Genomic DNA, 16,633 nt, shown 5'->3' with positions numbered 1-16,633 from the left:
GGGGGGCCCTCCCCCCCCTCCCTCCCCCTCCCTACCCCCCCCGATCTTCGTCAATTCGGCCATGCGTCGCCGCAGCCCCGTGCCACGGTGCGGGCGCCTTCGTGCCGCAGGGCGTCAGACGCCCGGTTCGGCGGCTATGCGGCCCTGGGACACGGCGGCGACCAGGTCGGCGTGGTCGGCCGTGGTGCGGTCGGCGTAGGCCACGGCGAAGGACGCGATCGCCTCGTCCAGCTCCTCGCTCTTGCCGCAGTAGCCGGCTATCAGCCGCGGGTCGGCGCTGTGGGCGTGGGCCCGTGCGAGGAGGGCGCCGGTCATCCGCCCGTAGTCGTCGACCTCGTCGGCGGTGAGGGCGGCCGGGTCGACGCTGCCCTTGCGGTTGCGGAACTGACGCACCTGGAAGGGACGCCCGTCGACCGTCGTCCAGCCGAGCAGGATGTCGCTGACGACCTGCATCCGCTTCTGCCCCAGGACGACCCGCTGCCCCTCGTGGTCGGGCTCCTGGACGGTGAAGCCGACCGCCGGCAGGTGCGGCAGCAGCGCGGAGGGCCTGGCCTCCTTGACCTGGAGGACGAGCGGCTCGCCCCGATGGTCGAGCAGCAGCACCACATAGGAGCGGGTGCCGACACTGCCGGTGCCGACCACCCGGAAGGCCACGTCGTGCACGGCGTACCGCGCGAGGAGCGGCAGCCGGTCCTCCGACACGGTCTCCAGGTAGGGACCGAGGGAGGCGGCGACCTCCGCCGCCTCGGCGTCCGGAACCCTCCGCAGCACGGGGGCCGCGTCCACGAATCTGCGGCCGCCGCCCTCGACGGCCGGCACGGCCTCGGTCGAGCGGGCCGCGAAGCGGGCGCTCGTGTTGTTGCGGGCCTTGGCGGAGACCTGTTCCAGGGTGCCGACGAGGTCCCGGGCGTCGGTGTGCGAGACGAGTTCCTCGTCGGCGATCGCGTTCCACGCGTCGAGGGCGGGGAGCCGGGCGAGGAGGCGCATGGTCCGCCGGTAGGCGCCGGCCGTGTCGAAGGCGGCGGCCCGGCACACGTCCTCGCTCGCCCCCACCTCCCGTCCGGCGAGGACCAGGGAGGTGGCGAGCCGCTTGAGGTCCCACTCCCACGGCCCGACGACGGTCTCGTCGAAGTCGTTGAGGTCCATGACGAGCCGCCCGCGGGCGTCGCCGTAGAGGCCGAAGTTGGCTGCGTGCGCGTCCCCGCATATCTGGGCGGCTATCCCGGTGACGGGGGAGCCGACGAGGTCGTGGGCCATCAGTCCGGCGGAGCCGCGGAGGAAGGCGAAGGGGCTGGCCGCCATCCTGCCGACCCGTATCGGGGCGAGTTCCGGCACGCGGTCACGGCTGGACTCCTCGACGGCGCGGACGGCGTCCGGACGGTCGGCGGGGAGCGTCAGCTCCGCGTGCGAGGAGCGCGGGATCCGGCCACGCAGCTCCTTGCCCCGCTTCTTGGGGGAGGCGCCGCCGCCGTCGGCCTCCGCGCGCCGCGCGAATCCCGGCACGTGCGGCACACGCAGTCCGTTGTCCGTGCCGCGCTGTTCCGGCACGGCAGCCAAGGTCCCGTCCATGGGACGCCTCCCCCGATGTGATGTCCAACGTCATCCGGCCATGACCGTACAGCCGGACCGGATCGGCCGTCTGCCCCTGTGGACAACGGCCTGTGGACAACCCGGAGCGGCCGTCCTCAGACGCCGACCGCCTCCGCCATCTCCTCCTCGCTCTCCTCCTTCACGTCCTTCTCCACGTCCTTCTCCGTCCCGCGCTTCTCCGCCGCGGCCGGGAGGGCCGCCCGCTTCCGGCCGGACTCCGTGAGCCCCGCGACCGTGACGAGCGCGGCACCGGCGAGGAGCCACAGGGCGAGGGTGAGGACATGGCCACCGAGCGCGTGGCCGTCGAAGTAGACGTGGCTGCGGACGCCCTCGACGAAGCCCGCGCCGTTCCAGAAGGAGTGCAGGGCCGCGAAGAAGCCGGGCTGGAGTTCGGGCCGGTAGATGCCTCCGGAGCTGGTGAAGTTGAGCATCACGAAGAGCACCATCACGCCGAGCGTGGTCCAGCGGCGCAGGAAGGTGTGGAGGCCGACGCCGACGAGCAGGATGCCCGCCGCGTACATCCAGGACATCGCCCACACTCCGCCGAGCCCCTGGTCGACGAGGTGGAAGACCGGCCCGGCGAAGAGGGTGCCGATGACGCTCACGACAAGGGACATGCCCGCGGCGAGCAGGACCCTGACCCGCATCGGCAGGACGGCCCCGGCGCCCCCGATGACGGCGACGGAGGCGTAGGCGCCGATGCTGAGGGCGACGAGCAGGAAGAAGACGCCCTGTCCGGTGGGGTCGCCCGGGGCGACGGGCGCGACGTCGGTCACCCGGAGCGGGGCGTCCTGGCCCGCGGCGACCTTGGTGAAGACCCTCTCGACGGCCATGGCGCTGGTGTCGGAGGAGGCGGAGGCGACGAGGAGTTCGGGGTGCTCGCCGGGCACGTACGCGCCGAAGCTGTCCTGCTCGCGCAGTGCGGCGACGGCGGTCGCCCGGTCGGGGACGGTACGGACGTCGAGGGCGCCCGCGCCCTTGTCGTGCAGGGTCTGGGCAAGGACCTGCGTGGCGGGTCCCGAGCCGACGACGTCGACGCGCAGGTCGTGGGGTGCGGGCGCGTGGAAGGCGCCGAGGTAGGCGAGGCCCATGCCGACGCACATCAGCAGCGGGGTGAGCAGATGCCCGAGGACATGGCGCAGCGCGCCGGTCGTAGGGGTGGTGGTCGGTCCCGCGGACACCGCAACCTCCATGGTTGGCTTTTACAACTAACGAACCGTTGTACTATACAACTGAAAGTCCACGACAAGGGAGCGCACGCACCATGACCGACGACGGCGCTCGGGAAGTCCCCCGCGAGGCCTCCGTGGATGTCATCCAGCGCGAGCTGACGGCCTTCGCCCGCCGGGCCCGCGCCGCGGCCGCCCGCGTCCATCCCGAGATCCCGCTCGTCTCGTACACGCTCCTCGCCCACATCGGGGAGCGGAGCGGCTGTCGTGCGACGGACCTCGCGGCCCACTACCTCCTGGACAAGTCGACGGTCAGCCGCCAGCTGGCCGGTCTGGAGAAACTCGGTCTGGTCGAGCGCCGCCCGGCCCCCGACGACCACCGCGTCCAGGTCCTGCACCCGACCGAGGCGGGCAATAGGGTCCTCGCCCACGCGCAGGCGAGCCGCCTCGCCGCGTACCAGGAACGGCTCGCGGACTGGTCGGCCGAGGACCTGGCGCGGTTCGCCGCCTATCTGCTCCGCTACAACGCGGCCGGCCCGTCCACCCCCACGGGCACCCCGCCCTCCTGAGCCGCGGGCGGTCGCGTCTGAGGGGGCGTTACAGCCCGGCGTCGCGGGCGAGCAGCGCCGCCTGCACCCGGTTCTCGCAGTCGAGCTTGGCGAGGATCCGGCTCACGTAGGTCTTCACCGTGCCCTCGCTCATGTGGAGCCGCTTGCCGGCGTCCGCGTTGGAGAGGCCTTCCCCGAGCAGCGCGAGCACCTCGCGCTCCCTCTCACTCAGCGCGGCCACCCGCTTTCTCGCCTGCTCCGTACGTGCCGTCTCCCGGCTCGTCGCGAACTGTTCGACCACGTGGCGGGTGGCGGCCGGGGACAGGTAGGCGTCGCCCGCCGCGGCGGCCCGCACCGCCCGGATCAGCTCCGCGGGCGCCGTGTCCTTGAGCAGGAACCCGGCACCCCCGTGCTCCAGTGCCCGCAGGACGTTCTCGCGCTCGCCGAAGGTCGTCAGGACGATCACCCGCGCCGCCGGAGCGGCCCTGCGCAGCTCCGGCAGGGCGGAGAGCCCGTTCAGGACGGGCATCTGGATGTCGAGCAGCACCACGTCCGCCGCGTGCGCGCGGGCGTTCTCGACCGCCTCGCGCCCGTTCGCCGCCTCCGCGACCACCTCGATGTCGGGGTCCGAGATGAGGATCATCCGGATCCCGGCCCTGATCAGCGGCTCGTCATCGGCGATCAGGACCCTGATGGGCTGCCCAGCCACTCTCCACTCCCCCCGTGGCCCCCCGGCACGGGCGGACCACCACTAGCGCTGTGTGACCACGTACGACTTCTTCTCGATCAGCTTGCCGTCCTTGAAGCAGAACCGGAAAACGGGCTCCTCGTCGAAGCTGTCGCCCATCTCGGAGGAGAGCAGCACCAGGCAGTCGGCGCCCTCGGGCCGTGCGGGGCCCCCGCTGCCGAGGCCGGAGGTGGCTATGGTGTCGCCCGGCGGCAGCACCTCGCGCACCTCCTTCTCGCTCATGCCGACCCGCACCGAGTCGTAGGCCTGGGGGTCGATCATTCCGTCCTTGACGGAGCCCATGAGGAAGTAGAGGCCGAAGCCCACCGCCACGACCAGGACGACGAGCGCCGCGAACGCGATCCCGCACCCCAGCGCGACCGCTCCCCCCGTGCTCCTGCCCCTGCCCCCGCGCAACGCCATGGCGAGCTCCCGCTCCGTGAACGTCCAGTCGGCCGGTCCGACCGTGACAGGACGACCATCACCCACCAGAGGCTTCGTCGACTGCTGCCGGAAGTCGTCGGCCACATCGACGAAAGGCACTGCCTCACCGACCGGAGCCGCCCCGTAGGGCAGCATTCCGGCCACCCGGAACCCTCCGCCGTCGGCCGGGCCCGCGTGGCACATGCCGCCGACGAGCCGGGCCCGTTCGGCGAGCCCCGCCAGTCCCTGTCCGCCGCTCACCGCGTTCAGCGAAGGGCCGTCGAGCGGCGGCGCGTTGACGACCTCCACGACGAAGGTGTCCGGCTCGTACCGCAGCTCCACGCCGATCGGCGCCCCGGGCGCGTGCTTGTAGGCGTTCGTCAGCGCCTCCTGGACGATCCTGTACGCGGCGTGGTCGGCGGCCGGGGCCAGCGCGCGCTCCTCCCCCGTGCGCCGCAGGCCCACCTCGGTACCGGCGGCCCGCGCCGTTTCCACCAGACCCTCTATGCCGGCGATGCCGCGCGCCGCGCGCCCCGACTCGTCGCCGGGCGGGGCGGCGACGGCCGTGCCGCCGTCCGCCGCGGCCACACCGTCCCGCAATATGCCGACGACCTCCCGCAATTCGTGCATGGCCGTCACCGAGGCGTTCCGCAGGACCCCGACGACCTCGCGCTGCCGCTCGTTCAGCTCCCTGTCGACCTCGAGGGCGCCGGTGTGCACGGCGATCAACGCCAGCTGGTGCCCCAGGCTGTCGTGCATGTCCTGCGCGATCCGCTGCCGCTCCCACAGCCGCGCCTGCCAGGCCACCATGGTCCGCTCGCGCAGCAGTTGGGCGTTCCGCTCCTGCAGGGCGTGCAGCAGGGTCCGCCGCTGGACCCAGTACCGGTGGGCGATGCCCGGCGCCGCCGTCGTACCGACGAAGTACAGGGTCGCCATGAAGGCGAGGGTGAGCAGACGCTGGCGGTCCCAGGTCATCAGGAGCGTGCCGCCGAGGGTGAGCACGTACGCGCCGAGGAAGGCGTAGAGCGTGCGCATCACGCCGGGGATGTACCGGCCGGCGGACCAGCCGACGACCATCAGCAGCGGCCACAGGCCCTGCAGGAAGGGCGAGGCGGCGGCCGTCACAACGAGCACGGTCGCCGGGATCCTGCGGCGCAGCAGGGAGAGCACGGCGGCGGCGAGGGCGGTTCCGGCGAGCCGCGGTCCCTCGCCGCCGAAGAGTTCCTCGCTCGCGGCGGCGAGCAGCGCGAGGACCACCGCGAGGGCGATCTCGGCGACCGTCCTGCGGCGCGACCACTGTCCGGGAAGCGCAAACCACGCCCATGCCCTCGCTCCCGCCCTCGCCCACGCCGCGACGAGCCCGGAGGCCCCGGCCGCCGCCTTGGCCTGCGGCTTCGCCCGAGGTTCCGCGGAGGAGTCCGCTGAAGAGTCGGCTGCACCGTCCACCGAGTTCACCGAGTTCACCGAGTTCACCGAGTTCACAAAGTGCGACGCCGAGCGCGCTGAGTCCGCTGAGTCCACGACCGCACCCTAGGCACTCGGCTCCCCGGCGTACGTCCCTCTTTCGTCTTGCCGCCCCACGACGAACGTCTCGGAAAGGGCGGCGGAGGAACACCGGACCAGCACGGCGGAGTTGAGGGGATGTCGAAGAGAAGAGGACCGGCGACGTCACCGGGCAGAACAGGAGAAGTGTGCTGAACCCCACCGCCCCAGCGGGGGAGCGGGCGCCCCGCTCGGGCGCCCGCGAGGCGCGCCCCGCACCCCCGTGCTCCCCGCTCCCGGCCCACGGCACCGGCAGCGCCTTCGGCACCTTCGGTGAACTCCTGCAGGGCCGCCTGCGGCCCGGTGACGGCGACTTCCTCGTCACCCTCCCCCTCGACCGCCGGTCCACCGCGTCCTTCACCCGGCTGCCGGACCGGCCGCTGGTGGTCGAGCCCGCCGGCAAGCGCAAGTCGTGGGCGCTGGCCGACCGCATGTTGCGGCACTACGGGGCCCCGGGAGGCGGCACCCTCTCCCTCCGCAGCGAGCTGCCGGAGGGCAAGGGCATGGCGAGCTCCTCCGCGGACCTCGTGGCCACCGCGCGGGCCGTCGGCGCGGCCCTGGGGGTCACCCTGTCGGCGGCCCGCATCGAGGACTTCGTCCGGGGCATCGAGCCCACCGACGGCGTCATGCACGACGGGGTCGTCGCCTTCTACCACCGGGAGGTACGGCTCCGCGCCCGCCTCGGCGACGTCCCGCCGCTGACCGTCGTGGGCGTCGACGAGGGCGGCGCCGTCGACACCGTCGCGTACAACCGGACGCCCAGGTCGTTCACGCCGGGCGAGACGGCCGAGTACCGCCGGATGCTGTACGACCTGTCGGCGGCACTGCGCCGGGGGGACGTGGCGGCGGTGGGGCGGATCGCGACGCGCAGCGCGCGGATGAACCAGCGGTTCCAGCACAAGCGGCTGCTGCCGGATCTCGTGGGGATCTGCCGCTCCACGGGAGGCCTCGGTGTCGTCGCCGCGCACAGCGGCACGAAGCTCGGGATCCTCCTCTCCCGCACCGACCCCGAGCACGACGACCGCCTGGCGGCCGTCACCGCGGCATGCCGCGGACTCCGCGCCGAGGTCACCGTCGACCGCACGCTCAGTGCGCCCCCACGCGGCGCGTGCCCCTGATCGAGGTCGCCGGGAGAACGCGGCCCTGCCCGTACGGGTGTCGTCTGTGTCCTACCTCACGCCGACCGGCGGTCTCCTGACCGACGCTCTCCTGACCCGCGCTCTCCTGACCGACCCTCTCCTGAGCTACGGAGGAAGGCGGGGAAAGCGAAACGGTCAGCATCGTGATCACGATGCCGACCGTTTCGTTTGTGCGCGAGGGGGGAGTTGAACCCCCACGCCCTTTCGGGCACTGGAACCTGAATCCAGCGCGTCTGCCTATTCCGCCACCCGCGCATTGGGTGGTCTCCCTGCCCCCTCACCTTCCGGTGCGAGCGCCTGGCGACATCTGAAGATTAGCACGTCGCAGACCGTGGATTCACATCCGTTGTTTCGCCCCCGGTCACGGAGAACAAGGAAGGGGGAGAGCCCGCCGAAGCAGAGAAGCGAGGGGTGTGACAAATGAGACGAGTGGGACGGCCGGTACGAGATCGGGTGGAGACGGACCCCACGCTCGGCACCCTTCTTGTCCCGCGGCCGGGTGCGGGACACTGTCCACAGGCCGCCTCTACGATCCGGAGGAAGGTCTGTGAGAGGTGACACTCGTCCACAGGGCAGAGAAGGGGAACCAGCCGATTTCCCGACGCGTGGATACGATCAGTAAGCAGTACCAGGACGACAACGACGGAGGAGGTGCCCCATGGGAGTCCTGAAGCGATTCGAGCAGCGTCTCGAAGGTCTGGTCAACGGCACCTTCGCCAAGGTCTTCAAGTCCGAGGTCCAGCCTGTCGAGATCGCCGGCGCGCTCCAGCGCGAGTGCGACAACAACGCACAGATCTGGAACCGCGAGCGGACCGTCGTCCCCAACGACTTCATCGTGGAGCTGAGCGCGCCGGACTACGAGCGCCTCAGCCCCTACTCGGGCCAGCTCGGCGACGAGCTCGCCGGCCTGGTCAGGGACTACGCGAAGCAGCAGCGGTACACCTTCATGGGGCCGATCAAGGTCCACCTGGAGAAGGCCGACGACCTCGACACCGGTCTGTACCGGGTGCGCAGCCGCACCCTCGCGTCGAGTACGTCCCAGCCGCAGCCGCAGCCCGCCGGCGGTCACCACCAGCAGCAGGGCCGCAACGGCTACGGGTACCCCCCGGCCGGCGCTCCGCCCATGCCCGCGGCCCCGCCGCCCGGCGCCCCGGCCCGTCCCGCGGGCGGCCCCGGCGGCATGCCGGGGGCCGGCGCCCAGGTGCGCCGCTGGATCGAGATCAACGGCAACCGCCACCAGATCTCGCGCCCGACCCTGGTCCTCGGCCGCAGCACCGACGCGGACGTGAGGATCGACGATCCCGGCGTCTCCCGCCGGCACTGCGAGATCCGGACCGGAACGCCCTCGACGATCCAGGATCTCGGATCCACCAACGGCATCGTGGTGGACGGGCAGCACACCACCCGCGCTACGCTCCGCGACGGCTCGCGGATCGTCGTGGGCAGCACCACCATCGTTTACCGGCAAGCCGAAGGGTGAAGCGGGGGCAATGTCAGAGCTGACCCTGACGGTCATGCGGTTGGGTTTCCTGGCCGTTCTGTGGCTGTTCGTCATCGTGGCCGTCCAGGTCATCCGCAGCGACCTCTTCGGTACGCGCGTCACGCAGCGCGGTTCGCGCCGCCAGGAGGCCCGGCCGCAGCAGACCGGTCGCCAGGCCGCCGCGCCGCCGCAGCAGCGCGGCCAGCAGAGCACGGGCGGAGGCGGCCGGCAGCGCCGCGGCGCCCCGACGAAGCTGGTCGTCTCCGAGGGCACCCTCACCGGCACCACCGTCGCCCTCCAGGGGCAGACGATCACCCTGGGCCGGGCGCACGATTCGACGATCGTGCTGGACGACGACTACGCGTCCAGCCGGCACGCCAGGATCTACCCGGACCGGGACGGGCAGTGGATCGTCGAGGACCTCGGGTCCACGAACGGCACGTACCTCGACCGGACCCGCCTCACCACCGCCACGCCCATTCCGCTGGGGGCGCCGATCCGCATCGGCAAGACCGTCATCGAGCTGCGGAAGTAGTACGACAATGAGCGAGCTGACCGGAGCGACCGGAGGGTGGGCAGTGTGGGTCGAGACCGGCTGTACCCCGATGCAGCGGCGACAGGGCAGGTGCGCATGACTCTGTCCCTGCGTTTCGCCGCGGGCTCGCACAAGGGCATGATCCGCGAGGGCAACGAGGACTCCGGCTACGCCGGTCCCCGCCTCCTCGCGATCGCCGACGGCATGGGCGGCCAGGCCGCCGGCGAGGTCGCCTCCTCCGAGGTGATCTCCACCCTCGTCACGCTCGACGACGACATCCCCGGCTCCGACATCCTCACCTCGCTCGGTACGGCGGTGCAGCGCGCCAACGACCAGCTGCGGATGATGGTCGAGGAGGACCCGCAGCTGGAGGGCATGGGCACCACGCTCACCGCCCTGCTGTGGACCGGACAGCGCCTCGGCCTCGTCCACGTGGGCGACTCCCGCGCGTACCTCCTCCGCGACGGCGTCCTGACGCAGATCACGCAGGACCACACCTGGGTCCAGCGGCTCGTCGACGAGGGCCGGATCACCGAGGAAGAGGCCACCACCCACCCGCAGCGCTCGCTCCTGATGCGTGCGCTCGGCAGCGGCGACCACGTGGAACCCGACCTCTCCATCCGCGAGGTCCGCGCCGGCGACCGCTACCTGATCTGCTCCGACGGCCTGTCCGGGGTGGTCTCGCACCAGACCCTCGAGGACACCCTCGCCAGCTACCAGGGCCCCCAGGAGACCGTGCAGGAGCTGATCCAGCTCGCGCTGCGCGGCGGCGGCCCCGACAACATCACGGTGATCGTCGCCGACGTCCTCGACGTCGACGGCGGCGACACCCTCGCGGGCCACCTCAGCGACACCCCCGTCATCGTCGGCGCCGTCGCCGAGAACCAGGCGCAGCTGAACGACGGCGGGGCCATGCAGACCCCGGCCGGCCGCGCCTCCGGCCTCGGCCGGCCCGCCCCGCACCAGCAGCCGCCCGCGGGCGGCTTCGGCCCGCCCGGCAGCGGCGACGACCACGGCTACGGCGGCATGCCCCCGCAGGGCTCCTTCGAGTCGTACACGGACGACGACTTCGAGAAGCCGCGCACCGGCCGGAAGTGGCTCAAGCGCTCCTTCTTCCTCGTCCTCGCCCTGTCCGTCGTCGGCGGCGCGCTCTACGGCGGCTGGCGCTGGACGCAGACGCAGTACTACGTGGGGTCCAAGGACCAGCACGTGGCGCTGTACCGGGGCATCAGCCAGAACCTGGCCTGGGTCTCGCTGTCGGAGGTCGAGAAGGACCACCCCGAGATCGAACTCAAGTACCTGCCCGCCTACCAGCGGAAGCAGGTCGAGGACACGATCGCGGGCGGCAGCCTCGGCAAGGCCGAGACGAAGATCGCCGAGCTGGCGCGCCAGGCCTCCGCCTGCAAGAAGGCCGAACAGCGCCGCGAGGCCGCCGAGAAGGCGGCCGACCAGGCGAGCAAGCCGCCGGCCACGGGGACCACCACCCCCGATTCCAAGCCCACCACAGCCGCTCCGTCCCCGGGTCCCACCCTCACCGCGGAGGAGCAGAAGCTGGCCTCGAACTGCGGCAAGCAGTAAGCACCCGTAGGGGGGCCTTTCACCACCATGAGCGTTGTCACCAACACGACCACGATCGGCGCGATCGAGGCGCCGAGCCGCCGCAACACCGAGCTGGCGCTGCTCGGGTTCGCCGTCGCCATTCCGGTGTTCGCGTACCTCAACGTGGGCCTGGCGATCGACGGCAAGGTCCCGTCCGGCATGCTCGGGTACGGCCTCGGCCTGGCTCTCCTCGCGGGCGTCGCCCACCTCGTGGTGCGCAAGTGGGCGCCGTACGCGGACCCGCTGCTGCTGCCGCTGGCCACGCTGCTGAACGGCATGGGCCTGGTGCTGATCTGGCGCCTCGACCAGTCGCCGCGGCTGATCGCGACCTCGATGCGGCTGTACGACAGCTTCAGCCCGGACGCGCCGAAGCAGATGATGTACTCGGCGATCGGCATCGCCATGTTCGTGGGCATGCTGCTGCTCCTGAAGGACCACCGGGTCCTTCAGCGCTACACGTACATCTCCATGGTCGCGGCGCTGGTTCTCCTGCTGCTGCCCCTGGTGCCGGGCCTCGGCTCCGCCGTCTACGGCGCCAAGATCTGGATCAACGTCGGTGGATTCTCCATCCAGCCGGGTGAGTTCGCGAAGATCGTGCTCGCCATCTTCTTCTCCGGCTACCTGATGGTGAAGCGGGACGCCCTGGCCCTGGCCAGCCGCCGCTTCATGGGGCTCTACCTGCCGCGCGGCCGAGACCTGGGCCCGATCCTGACGATCTGGGCGGTCAGCCTCCTCATCCTGATCTTCGAGAACGACCTCGGTACGTCGCTGCTGTTCTTCGGCATGTTCGTGATCATGCTGTACGTGGCGACGGAGCGGACCAGCTGGATCGTCATGGGTCTGCTCATGTCGGTGGCGGGTGCCGTCGGCGTCGCCTCCTTCGCCGGACACGTCAAGGACCGCGTGGACGCCTGGGCCGACCCGTTCAGCTGCGCCGAGAAGATCCCCGCGTGCGACCAGATGACCGAAGTCCTGATGTCCTTCGGCTCCGGCGGCATCCTCGGCACCGGCCTCGGGCAGGGCAACTCCGACCTCATCGGCTTCGCCGCCAACTCCGACTTCATCTTCGCCACCGTCGGCGAGGAGCTGGGCCTCACCGGCGTCATGGTCTTCCTGCTGTTCTACGGGCTGATCATCGAGCGCGGCGTCCGCACGGCGCTCGCCGCCCGTGACCCCTTCGGCAAGCTCCTCGCGATGGGCCTCTCCGGCGCCTTTGCGCTCCAGATCTTCGTCGTCGCCGGCGGTGTGATGGGCCTGATCCCGCTCACCGGCATGACGATGCCGTTCCTCGCGTACGGCGGTTCCTCGGTGATCGCCAACTGGGCCCTCATCGGCATCCTGATCCGGATCAGCGACACCGCGCGCCGCCCGGCGCCCGCGCCCGCCCCGTCCCCCGACTCCGAGATGACCCAGGTGGTCCGTCCGTGAACAAGCCGCTGCGCCGGGTCGCGATCTTCTGCGGCCTGCTCGTCCTCGCCCTGCTCCTGCGCGACAACTGGCTGCAGTACGTGCGCGCCGACGAGCTGAACACGCACGCGTCGAACAAGCGGGTGCAGATCGAGCGGTACGCCAACGTCCGCGGCAACATCATCGTGGACGGCAAGCCGATCACCGGCTCCGTCGACTCCAAGGACCCGTACTACAAGTACAAGCGGACCTACGTGGACGGCCCGATGTGGGCGCCGGTCACCGGATACGCCTCGCAGGCCTACGATGCCAACCAGATCGAGAAGATCGAGGACGGCATCCTCACCGGCAACGACGACCGGCTCTTCTTCGACCGCACCCTCGCCATGTTCACGGGCGAGGAGAAGAAGGGCGGCGACGTCGTCACCACCCTCAGCGGCGCCGCGCAGAAGGCCGCGTTCGAGGGCCTCGGCAGCAAGACGGGCGCCGTCGTCGCCATCGAGCCGAAGACCGGCAAGATCCTGGCGCTCGCGTCGACCCCCTCGTACGACCCGTCCTCCTTCGCCGGCTACTCCGGCAAGGACGAGAAGGCCTGGGTCGCCCTGGAGGAGTCCAAGGCGAAGCCGAAGCTGAACCGTGCGATCCGCGAGATCTACCCGCCCGGTTCCGTCTTCAAGGTCGTCACCGCCGCCGCCGCCCTGGAGAGCGGCAAGGTCACCGACATCAACAAACCGACCGAGACCCCCGACGGCTGGAAGATCCCGCTCTCCACCAAGGAGATGGTCAACCAGCACGAGGGCTGTGCGAACGCCACCCTGAACCGGGCGCTGGAGATCTCCTGCAACTCGGTCTTCGCCAAGCTCGGCGACGACATCGGCCGCGACAAGATGGCCGAGACCGCCGAGAAGTTCGGCTTCAACGCCGAGCAGTTCGTCCCGGTCCGCTCCTCCGCCTCCGTCTACGACAAGAAGGCGGACCGCGGCGGCAACGCGCTGTCCTCGATCGGCCAGTTCAACACCGCGGCGACCCCGCTCCAGATGGCGATGGTCACGGCGGCGATCGCCAACGACGGCAAGCTGATGAAGCCCTACATGATCGACCAGCTGCGCGCGCCGAACCTCGACGTCATCAAGCAGAACGAGCCGGAGGAGATGAGCCGGCCGCTCTCGCAGGAGAACGCCCAGAAGCTCCAGCAGATGATGGAGAACGTCGTCACGCAGGGCACCGGCGGCAACGCCGACCTGAACATGGACGGCGTCAAGGTCGGCGGCAAGACGGGCACGGCCCAGCACGGCGAGAAGAACGCCAAGCGTCCCTACGCGTGGTTCATCTCCTACGCGAAGACCGCCGAGGGCTCCCCGGTCGCGGTCGCCGTGATCGTCGAGGACGCCGCCGGCGTCGGCCGTGGGGACATCAGCGGTGGCGGCCTGGCCGCCCCCATCGCCAAGGCCGTCATGCGGGCGGTCCTCAAGAACCAGGGCTGACGCGGCCACCCGTATCAGCCACCGGTCAGGATCAGGTACCGGTCAGGTATCAGCTACCGCTCCCGGGCTGAACGACTTTCCGGGGCCGGTAGCGTATGCGCGAACAGCACACACCGCCGGACCACCCCAGGGTGCGGTCGGGACAGACGGAGAGGGCTGGATTAGCTATGGAAGAGCCGCGTCGCCTCGGCGGCCGGTACGAGCTGGGCTCGGTGCTCGGCCGTGGTGGCATGGCCGAGGTGTACCTCGGCCAGGACACCCGGCTCGGCCGCACCGTCGCCGTGAAGACGCTGCGGGCCGACCTGGCCCGTGACCCGTCCTTCCAGGCCCGGTTCCGCCGAGAGGCACAGTCCGCCGCCTCGCTGAACCATCCGGCGATCGTCGCGGTCTACGACACCGGCGAGGACTACGTCGACGGGGTCTCCATCCCGTACATCGTGATGGAGTACGTCGACGGGTCGACCCTGCGTGAGCTGCTGCACTCCGGCCGCAAGCTGCTGCCCGAGCGCACCCTCGAAATGACGGTCGGCATCCTCCAGGCGCTGGAGTACTCGCACCGCGCCGGCATCGTCCACCGCGACATCAAGCCCGCGAACGTCATGCTGACGCGCACCGGACAGGTCAAGGTCATGGACTTCGGCATCGCGCGCGCCATGGGCGACGCGGGCATGACCATGACGCAGACCGCCGCGGTGATCGGCACCGCCCAGTACCTCTCCCCCGAGCAGGCCAAGGGCGAGCAGGTCGACGCCAGGTCCGACCTCTACTCCACCGGCTGCCTGCTCTACGAGCTCCTCACCGTCCGGCCCCCGTTCATTGGCGACTCCCCGGTCGCGGTCGCGTACCAGCACGTCCGCGAGGAGCCGCAGCCGCCGAGCAACTTCGACCCCGAGATCACGCCTCCGATGGACGCCATCGTCCTGAAGGCGCTGGTCAAGGACCCCGACTACCGCTACCAGTCCGCGGACGAGATGCGTGCGGACATCGAGGCCTGCCTCGACGGCCAGCCGGTCGCCGCGGCCGCCGCGATGGGCATGGGGATGGGCATGGCGGGCGCGCCCGCGTACGGCGGGGGTTACGGCGGCTATCCGCCGGAGGACCAGCCGACGACGGCGCTGCGCCAGGCCGACCCGGCAGGCCAGACGTCGATGCTGCCCCCGATCAACGCGGACGACGGCAGCTACGGCTACGACGACCGCCCGGACCGCCGCCGCGGTGGCCAGAAGAAGTCGAACACCTCGACGATCCTGCTGGCGCTCGCGGGCATCCTGGTGCTGGTCGGCGCCATCCTGATCGGCCGCGCGCTGGTCGACACCGACGACGGCCCGCAGCAGGTCACGGTCCCGCGTCTGGTCGGCGAGAAGTTCGAGCAGGCCGAGAAGCTGGCCCTGAACGTCGGCGTGAAGGTGCAGAAGGCGGGCACCGAGCGCTGCGACCAGCCCACGGGAGCCATCTGCCGCCAGACCCCGGAGTACGACGGCGTCGCGAAGATGGACGCCAACGGCACCGTGCAGGTGTACGTGTCCGAGGGCGCCCCGCTCGCCGACGTGCCGGACGTCATGGAGCAGTCCCAGGAGCGCGCCGAGCAGACGCTGAAGGACAAGGGCTTCAAGGTCAAGGTCGAGCAGGAGGAGTCCGACGAGGACCCGGGCACCGTCCTGCGGCAGAACCCCGCCGGTGGCACCAAGGCCGAGCAGAACTCCGAGGTGACGATCACGGTCGCCAAGGAGAAGCAGACCACCGTCCCGCCGGTCGTCGGCAACCCGCTGGACTCGGCGAAGCAGCAGCTGGAGACGCTCGAGTTCGTCGTGAGCGTCGAGTACGTCGACTCCGACCAGCCCAAGGACCAGGTCGTCGGCCAGACGCCGGAGGGCAACTCGCCGGCGGCCAAGGGCACCGAGGTGAAGCTGAAGGTCTCGAAGGGCCCGCAGCAGACCCAGGTGCAGGTGCCGGGCGGGCTGGCCGGCCGGCCGTTCAAGGACGTCAAGGCGCAGCTGGAGGCCCTGAACCTCCAGGTCGTGCAGGAGGGCTCCGACAAGGAGGACGCCCTGGTCGTGGGAACGAACCCGTCCGAGGGGACGATGGTCAACCCCGGTCAGCAGATCACCGTCCTCACCGTCGGCGGCATGGGCAACGGCGGCAACGGCGGCGGCGACAACAACGGCGACAACGACGGCGGCGGCTTCTTCGGCTGAAGGGCCTGACCGGCGTCGAGCAGCGAGGAGCCCCGGCATCCACAGCGGATGCCGGGGCTCTTGCCGTTCGGCGGCGCCGGCCGGGGTCAGCGGAGTTCGGCCGGGGGCGTGCGGTCGCGGTCGACCTTCTCCGTGCGCACCAGCTCGCCCCAGACGATGTAGCGGTAGTCCGAGGTGTACATGGGGGTGCAGGTCGTCAGCGTGATGTACCGGCCCGGCTTCGTCCTGCCGGACTCCTTCGGGACGGGCTGGAGGACGTCGACGTTGTACTTCGTGGTCTCCGGCAGGCTGTTGTAGACCTTGTAGACGTACCAGGTGTCCTTGGACTCGAAGACGATCGGGTCACCGGTCCTGAGCTTGTGGATGTTGTGGAACTTGGCGCCGTGTCCGTCCCGGTGCGCGGCGAGCGTGAAGTTGCCCTGCTTGTCCTGCGGGAGCGCGGACTTGATCGGCTCGGTGTAGTAGCCGGCGACGCCGTTGTTGAGGACGGCGCTGGTGGTGCCCCGCTTCACCAGTATGTCGCCGTTGCCCAGGGCGGGGACGTGCAGGAAGCCGATGCCGTCCCTGGTGTCGAGCGCGCCCGGGGCGTCGTCGGCCCAGCCGTCGCGGACCTGGGCGCCGTCCTGGTCGGCCGCGCGGTCGGCGAGGACGTTGGTCCACCAGAGCGAGTAGACGACGAACAGCCCGAGCACCAGGCCGGCTGTGATGAGGAGTTCGCCGAAGACACTGATGATCCCGGCGATCCGGTTGCGCGCACGTCCCACTAGGTCGTCCCGTCGTCCCGTTCGAAGGTGT

Annotated in this window: 13 protein-coding genes and 1 tRNA gene; 8 read left to right on the top strand and 6 right to left on the bottom strand. The window is 70.9% G+C overall.

Annotated elements, in window-relative coordinates:
* Nucleotides 1-114: 114 nt before the first annotated feature.
* Together ACWDVG_RS10385 and ACWDVG_RS10380 are read right to left on the bottom strand one after the other, a co-directional pair.
* The gene (locus ACWDVG_RS10385; RefSeq protein ID WP_451698096.1) at nt 115-1,569 is read right to left on the bottom strand and encodes a DUF2252 domain-containing protein; all 1,455 of its coding nucleotides are present in this window, start codon (nt 1,567-1,569) and stop codon (nt 115-117) included.
* Nucleotides 1,570-1,685: 116 nt separating this feature from the next.
* A complete protein-coding gene (locus ACWDVG_RS10380; protein ID WP_451698094.1) occupies nt 1,686-2,771 on the bottom strand; it encodes a hypothetical protein in 1,086 nt (361 codons plus the stop codon).
* Nucleotides 2,772-2,854: 83 nt separating this feature from the next.
* On the opposite strand from ACWDVG_RS10380, the gene ACWDVG_RS10375 reads away from it, so the two are divergent.
* Entirely contained in the window at nt 2,855-3,328 is a 474-nt protein-coding gene (locus tag ACWDVG_RS10375) for a MarR family winged helix-turn-helix transcriptional regulator (RefSeq protein ID WP_451698092.1), read from the top strand.
* A 28-nt stretch (nt 3,329-3,356) separates the two neighbouring features.
* Here ACWDVG_RS10375 and ACWDVG_RS10370 read toward each other — a convergent pair whose 3' ends face one another.
* Both ACWDVG_RS10370 and ACWDVG_RS10365 read right to left on the bottom strand, forming a co-directional pair.
* Nucleotides 3,357-4,016: a response regulator gene (locus ACWDVG_RS10370; RefSeq protein ID WP_451698090.1), complete on the bottom strand. Its 660-nt coding sequence runs from the start codon at nt 4,014-4,016 to the stop codon at nt 3,357-3,359.
* A gap of 42 nt (nt 4,017-4,058) precedes the next feature.
* The gene (locus ACWDVG_RS10365; RefSeq protein WP_451698089.1) at nt 4,059-5,903 is read right to left on the bottom strand and encodes a sensor histidine kinase; all 1,845 of its coding nucleotides are present in this window, start codon (nt 5,901-5,903) and stop codon (nt 4,059-4,061) included.
* A gap of 245 nt (nt 5,904-6,148) precedes the next feature.
* On the opposite strand from ACWDVG_RS10365, the gene ACWDVG_RS10360 reads away from it, so the two are divergent.
* Nucleotides 6,149-7,117 (top strand): GHMP family kinase ATP-binding protein, encoded by a 969-nt coding sequence (locus ACWDVG_RS10360; RefSeq protein WP_451698087.1) that lies wholly within the window; start codon nt 6,149-6,151, stop codon nt 7,115-7,117.
* A gap of 192 nt (nt 7,118-7,309) precedes the next feature.
* Here ACWDVG_RS10360 and ACWDVG_RS10355 read toward each other — a convergent pair.
* A tRNA-Leu gene (locus ACWDVG_RS10355) sits at nt 7,310-7,393 on the bottom strand.
* A 403-nt stretch (nt 7,394-7,796) separates the two neighbouring features.
* Here ACWDVG_RS10355 and ACWDVG_RS10350 point away from each other — a divergent pair.
* From ACWDVG_RS10350 to pknB, 6 genes are all read left to right on the top strand, one after another.
* On the top strand, nt 7,797-8,618 hold the full coding sequence (locus ACWDVG_RS10350) for an FhaA domain-containing protein (RefSeq protein ID WP_451698085.1): 822 nt from the start codon (nt 7,797-7,799) through the stop codon (nt 8,616-8,618).
* A 10-nt stretch (nt 8,619-8,628) separates the two neighbouring features.
* Complete coding sequence (locus tag ACWDVG_RS10345) at nt 8,629-9,153, top strand: FHA domain-containing protein FhaB/FipA (RefSeq protein ID WP_451698083.1); 525 nt, start codon at nt 8,629-8,631, stop codon at nt 9,151-9,153.
* 96 nt (nt 9,154-9,249) lie between these two features.
* The gene (locus ACWDVG_RS10340; protein ID WP_451698081.1) at nt 9,250-10,731 is read left to right on the top strand and encodes a Stp1/IreP family PP2C-type Ser/Thr phosphatase; all 1,482 of its coding nucleotides are present in this window, start codon (nt 9,250-9,252) and stop codon (nt 10,729-10,731) included.
* A gap of 27 nt (nt 10,732-10,758) precedes the next feature.
* Nucleotides 10,759-12,180, top strand: a complete 1,422-nt coding sequence (locus tag ACWDVG_RS10335) for an FtsW/RodA/SpoVE family cell cycle protein (RefSeq protein WP_451698079.1) — start codon at nt 10,759-10,761, stop codon at nt 12,178-12,180.
* Nucleotides 12,177-13,643, top strand: coding sequence for a peptidoglycan D,D-transpeptidase FtsI family protein (locus ACWDVG_RS10330; RefSeq protein WP_451698077.1), 1,467 nt, complete (start codon nt 12,177-12,179; stop codon nt 13,641-13,643). Before ACWDVG_RS10335 ends, ACWDVG_RS10330 begins: the two co-directional genes overlap by 4 nt.
* 167 nt (nt 13,644-13,810) lie before the next feature.
* Nucleotides 13,811-15,838 carry a Stk1 family PASTA domain-containing Ser/Thr kinase gene (gene pknB / locus ACWDVG_RS10325; protein WP_451698075.1) on the top strand — a complete coding sequence of 676 codons (2,028 nt, stop codon included), beginning with the start codon at nt 13,811-13,813 and terminating at the stop codon, nt 15,836-15,838.
* A gap of 86 nt (nt 15,839-15,924) precedes the next feature.
* On the opposite strand, the gene ACWDVG_RS10320 is transcribed toward pknB, so the two are convergent.
* Nucleotides 15,925-16,602: a class E sortase gene (locus ACWDVG_RS10320; protein WP_451698073.1), complete on the bottom strand. Its 678-nt coding sequence runs from the start codon at nt 16,600-16,602 to the stop codon at nt 15,925-15,927.
* Between the last annotated feature and the right edge of the window lie 31 nt (nt 16,603-16,633).

This window comes from Streptomyces sp. NPDC003327 (assembly GCF_053589515.1).
Note: the sequence above shows the minus strand (reverse complement) of the source record. Positions and strands in the feature narration are given on the sequence as shown.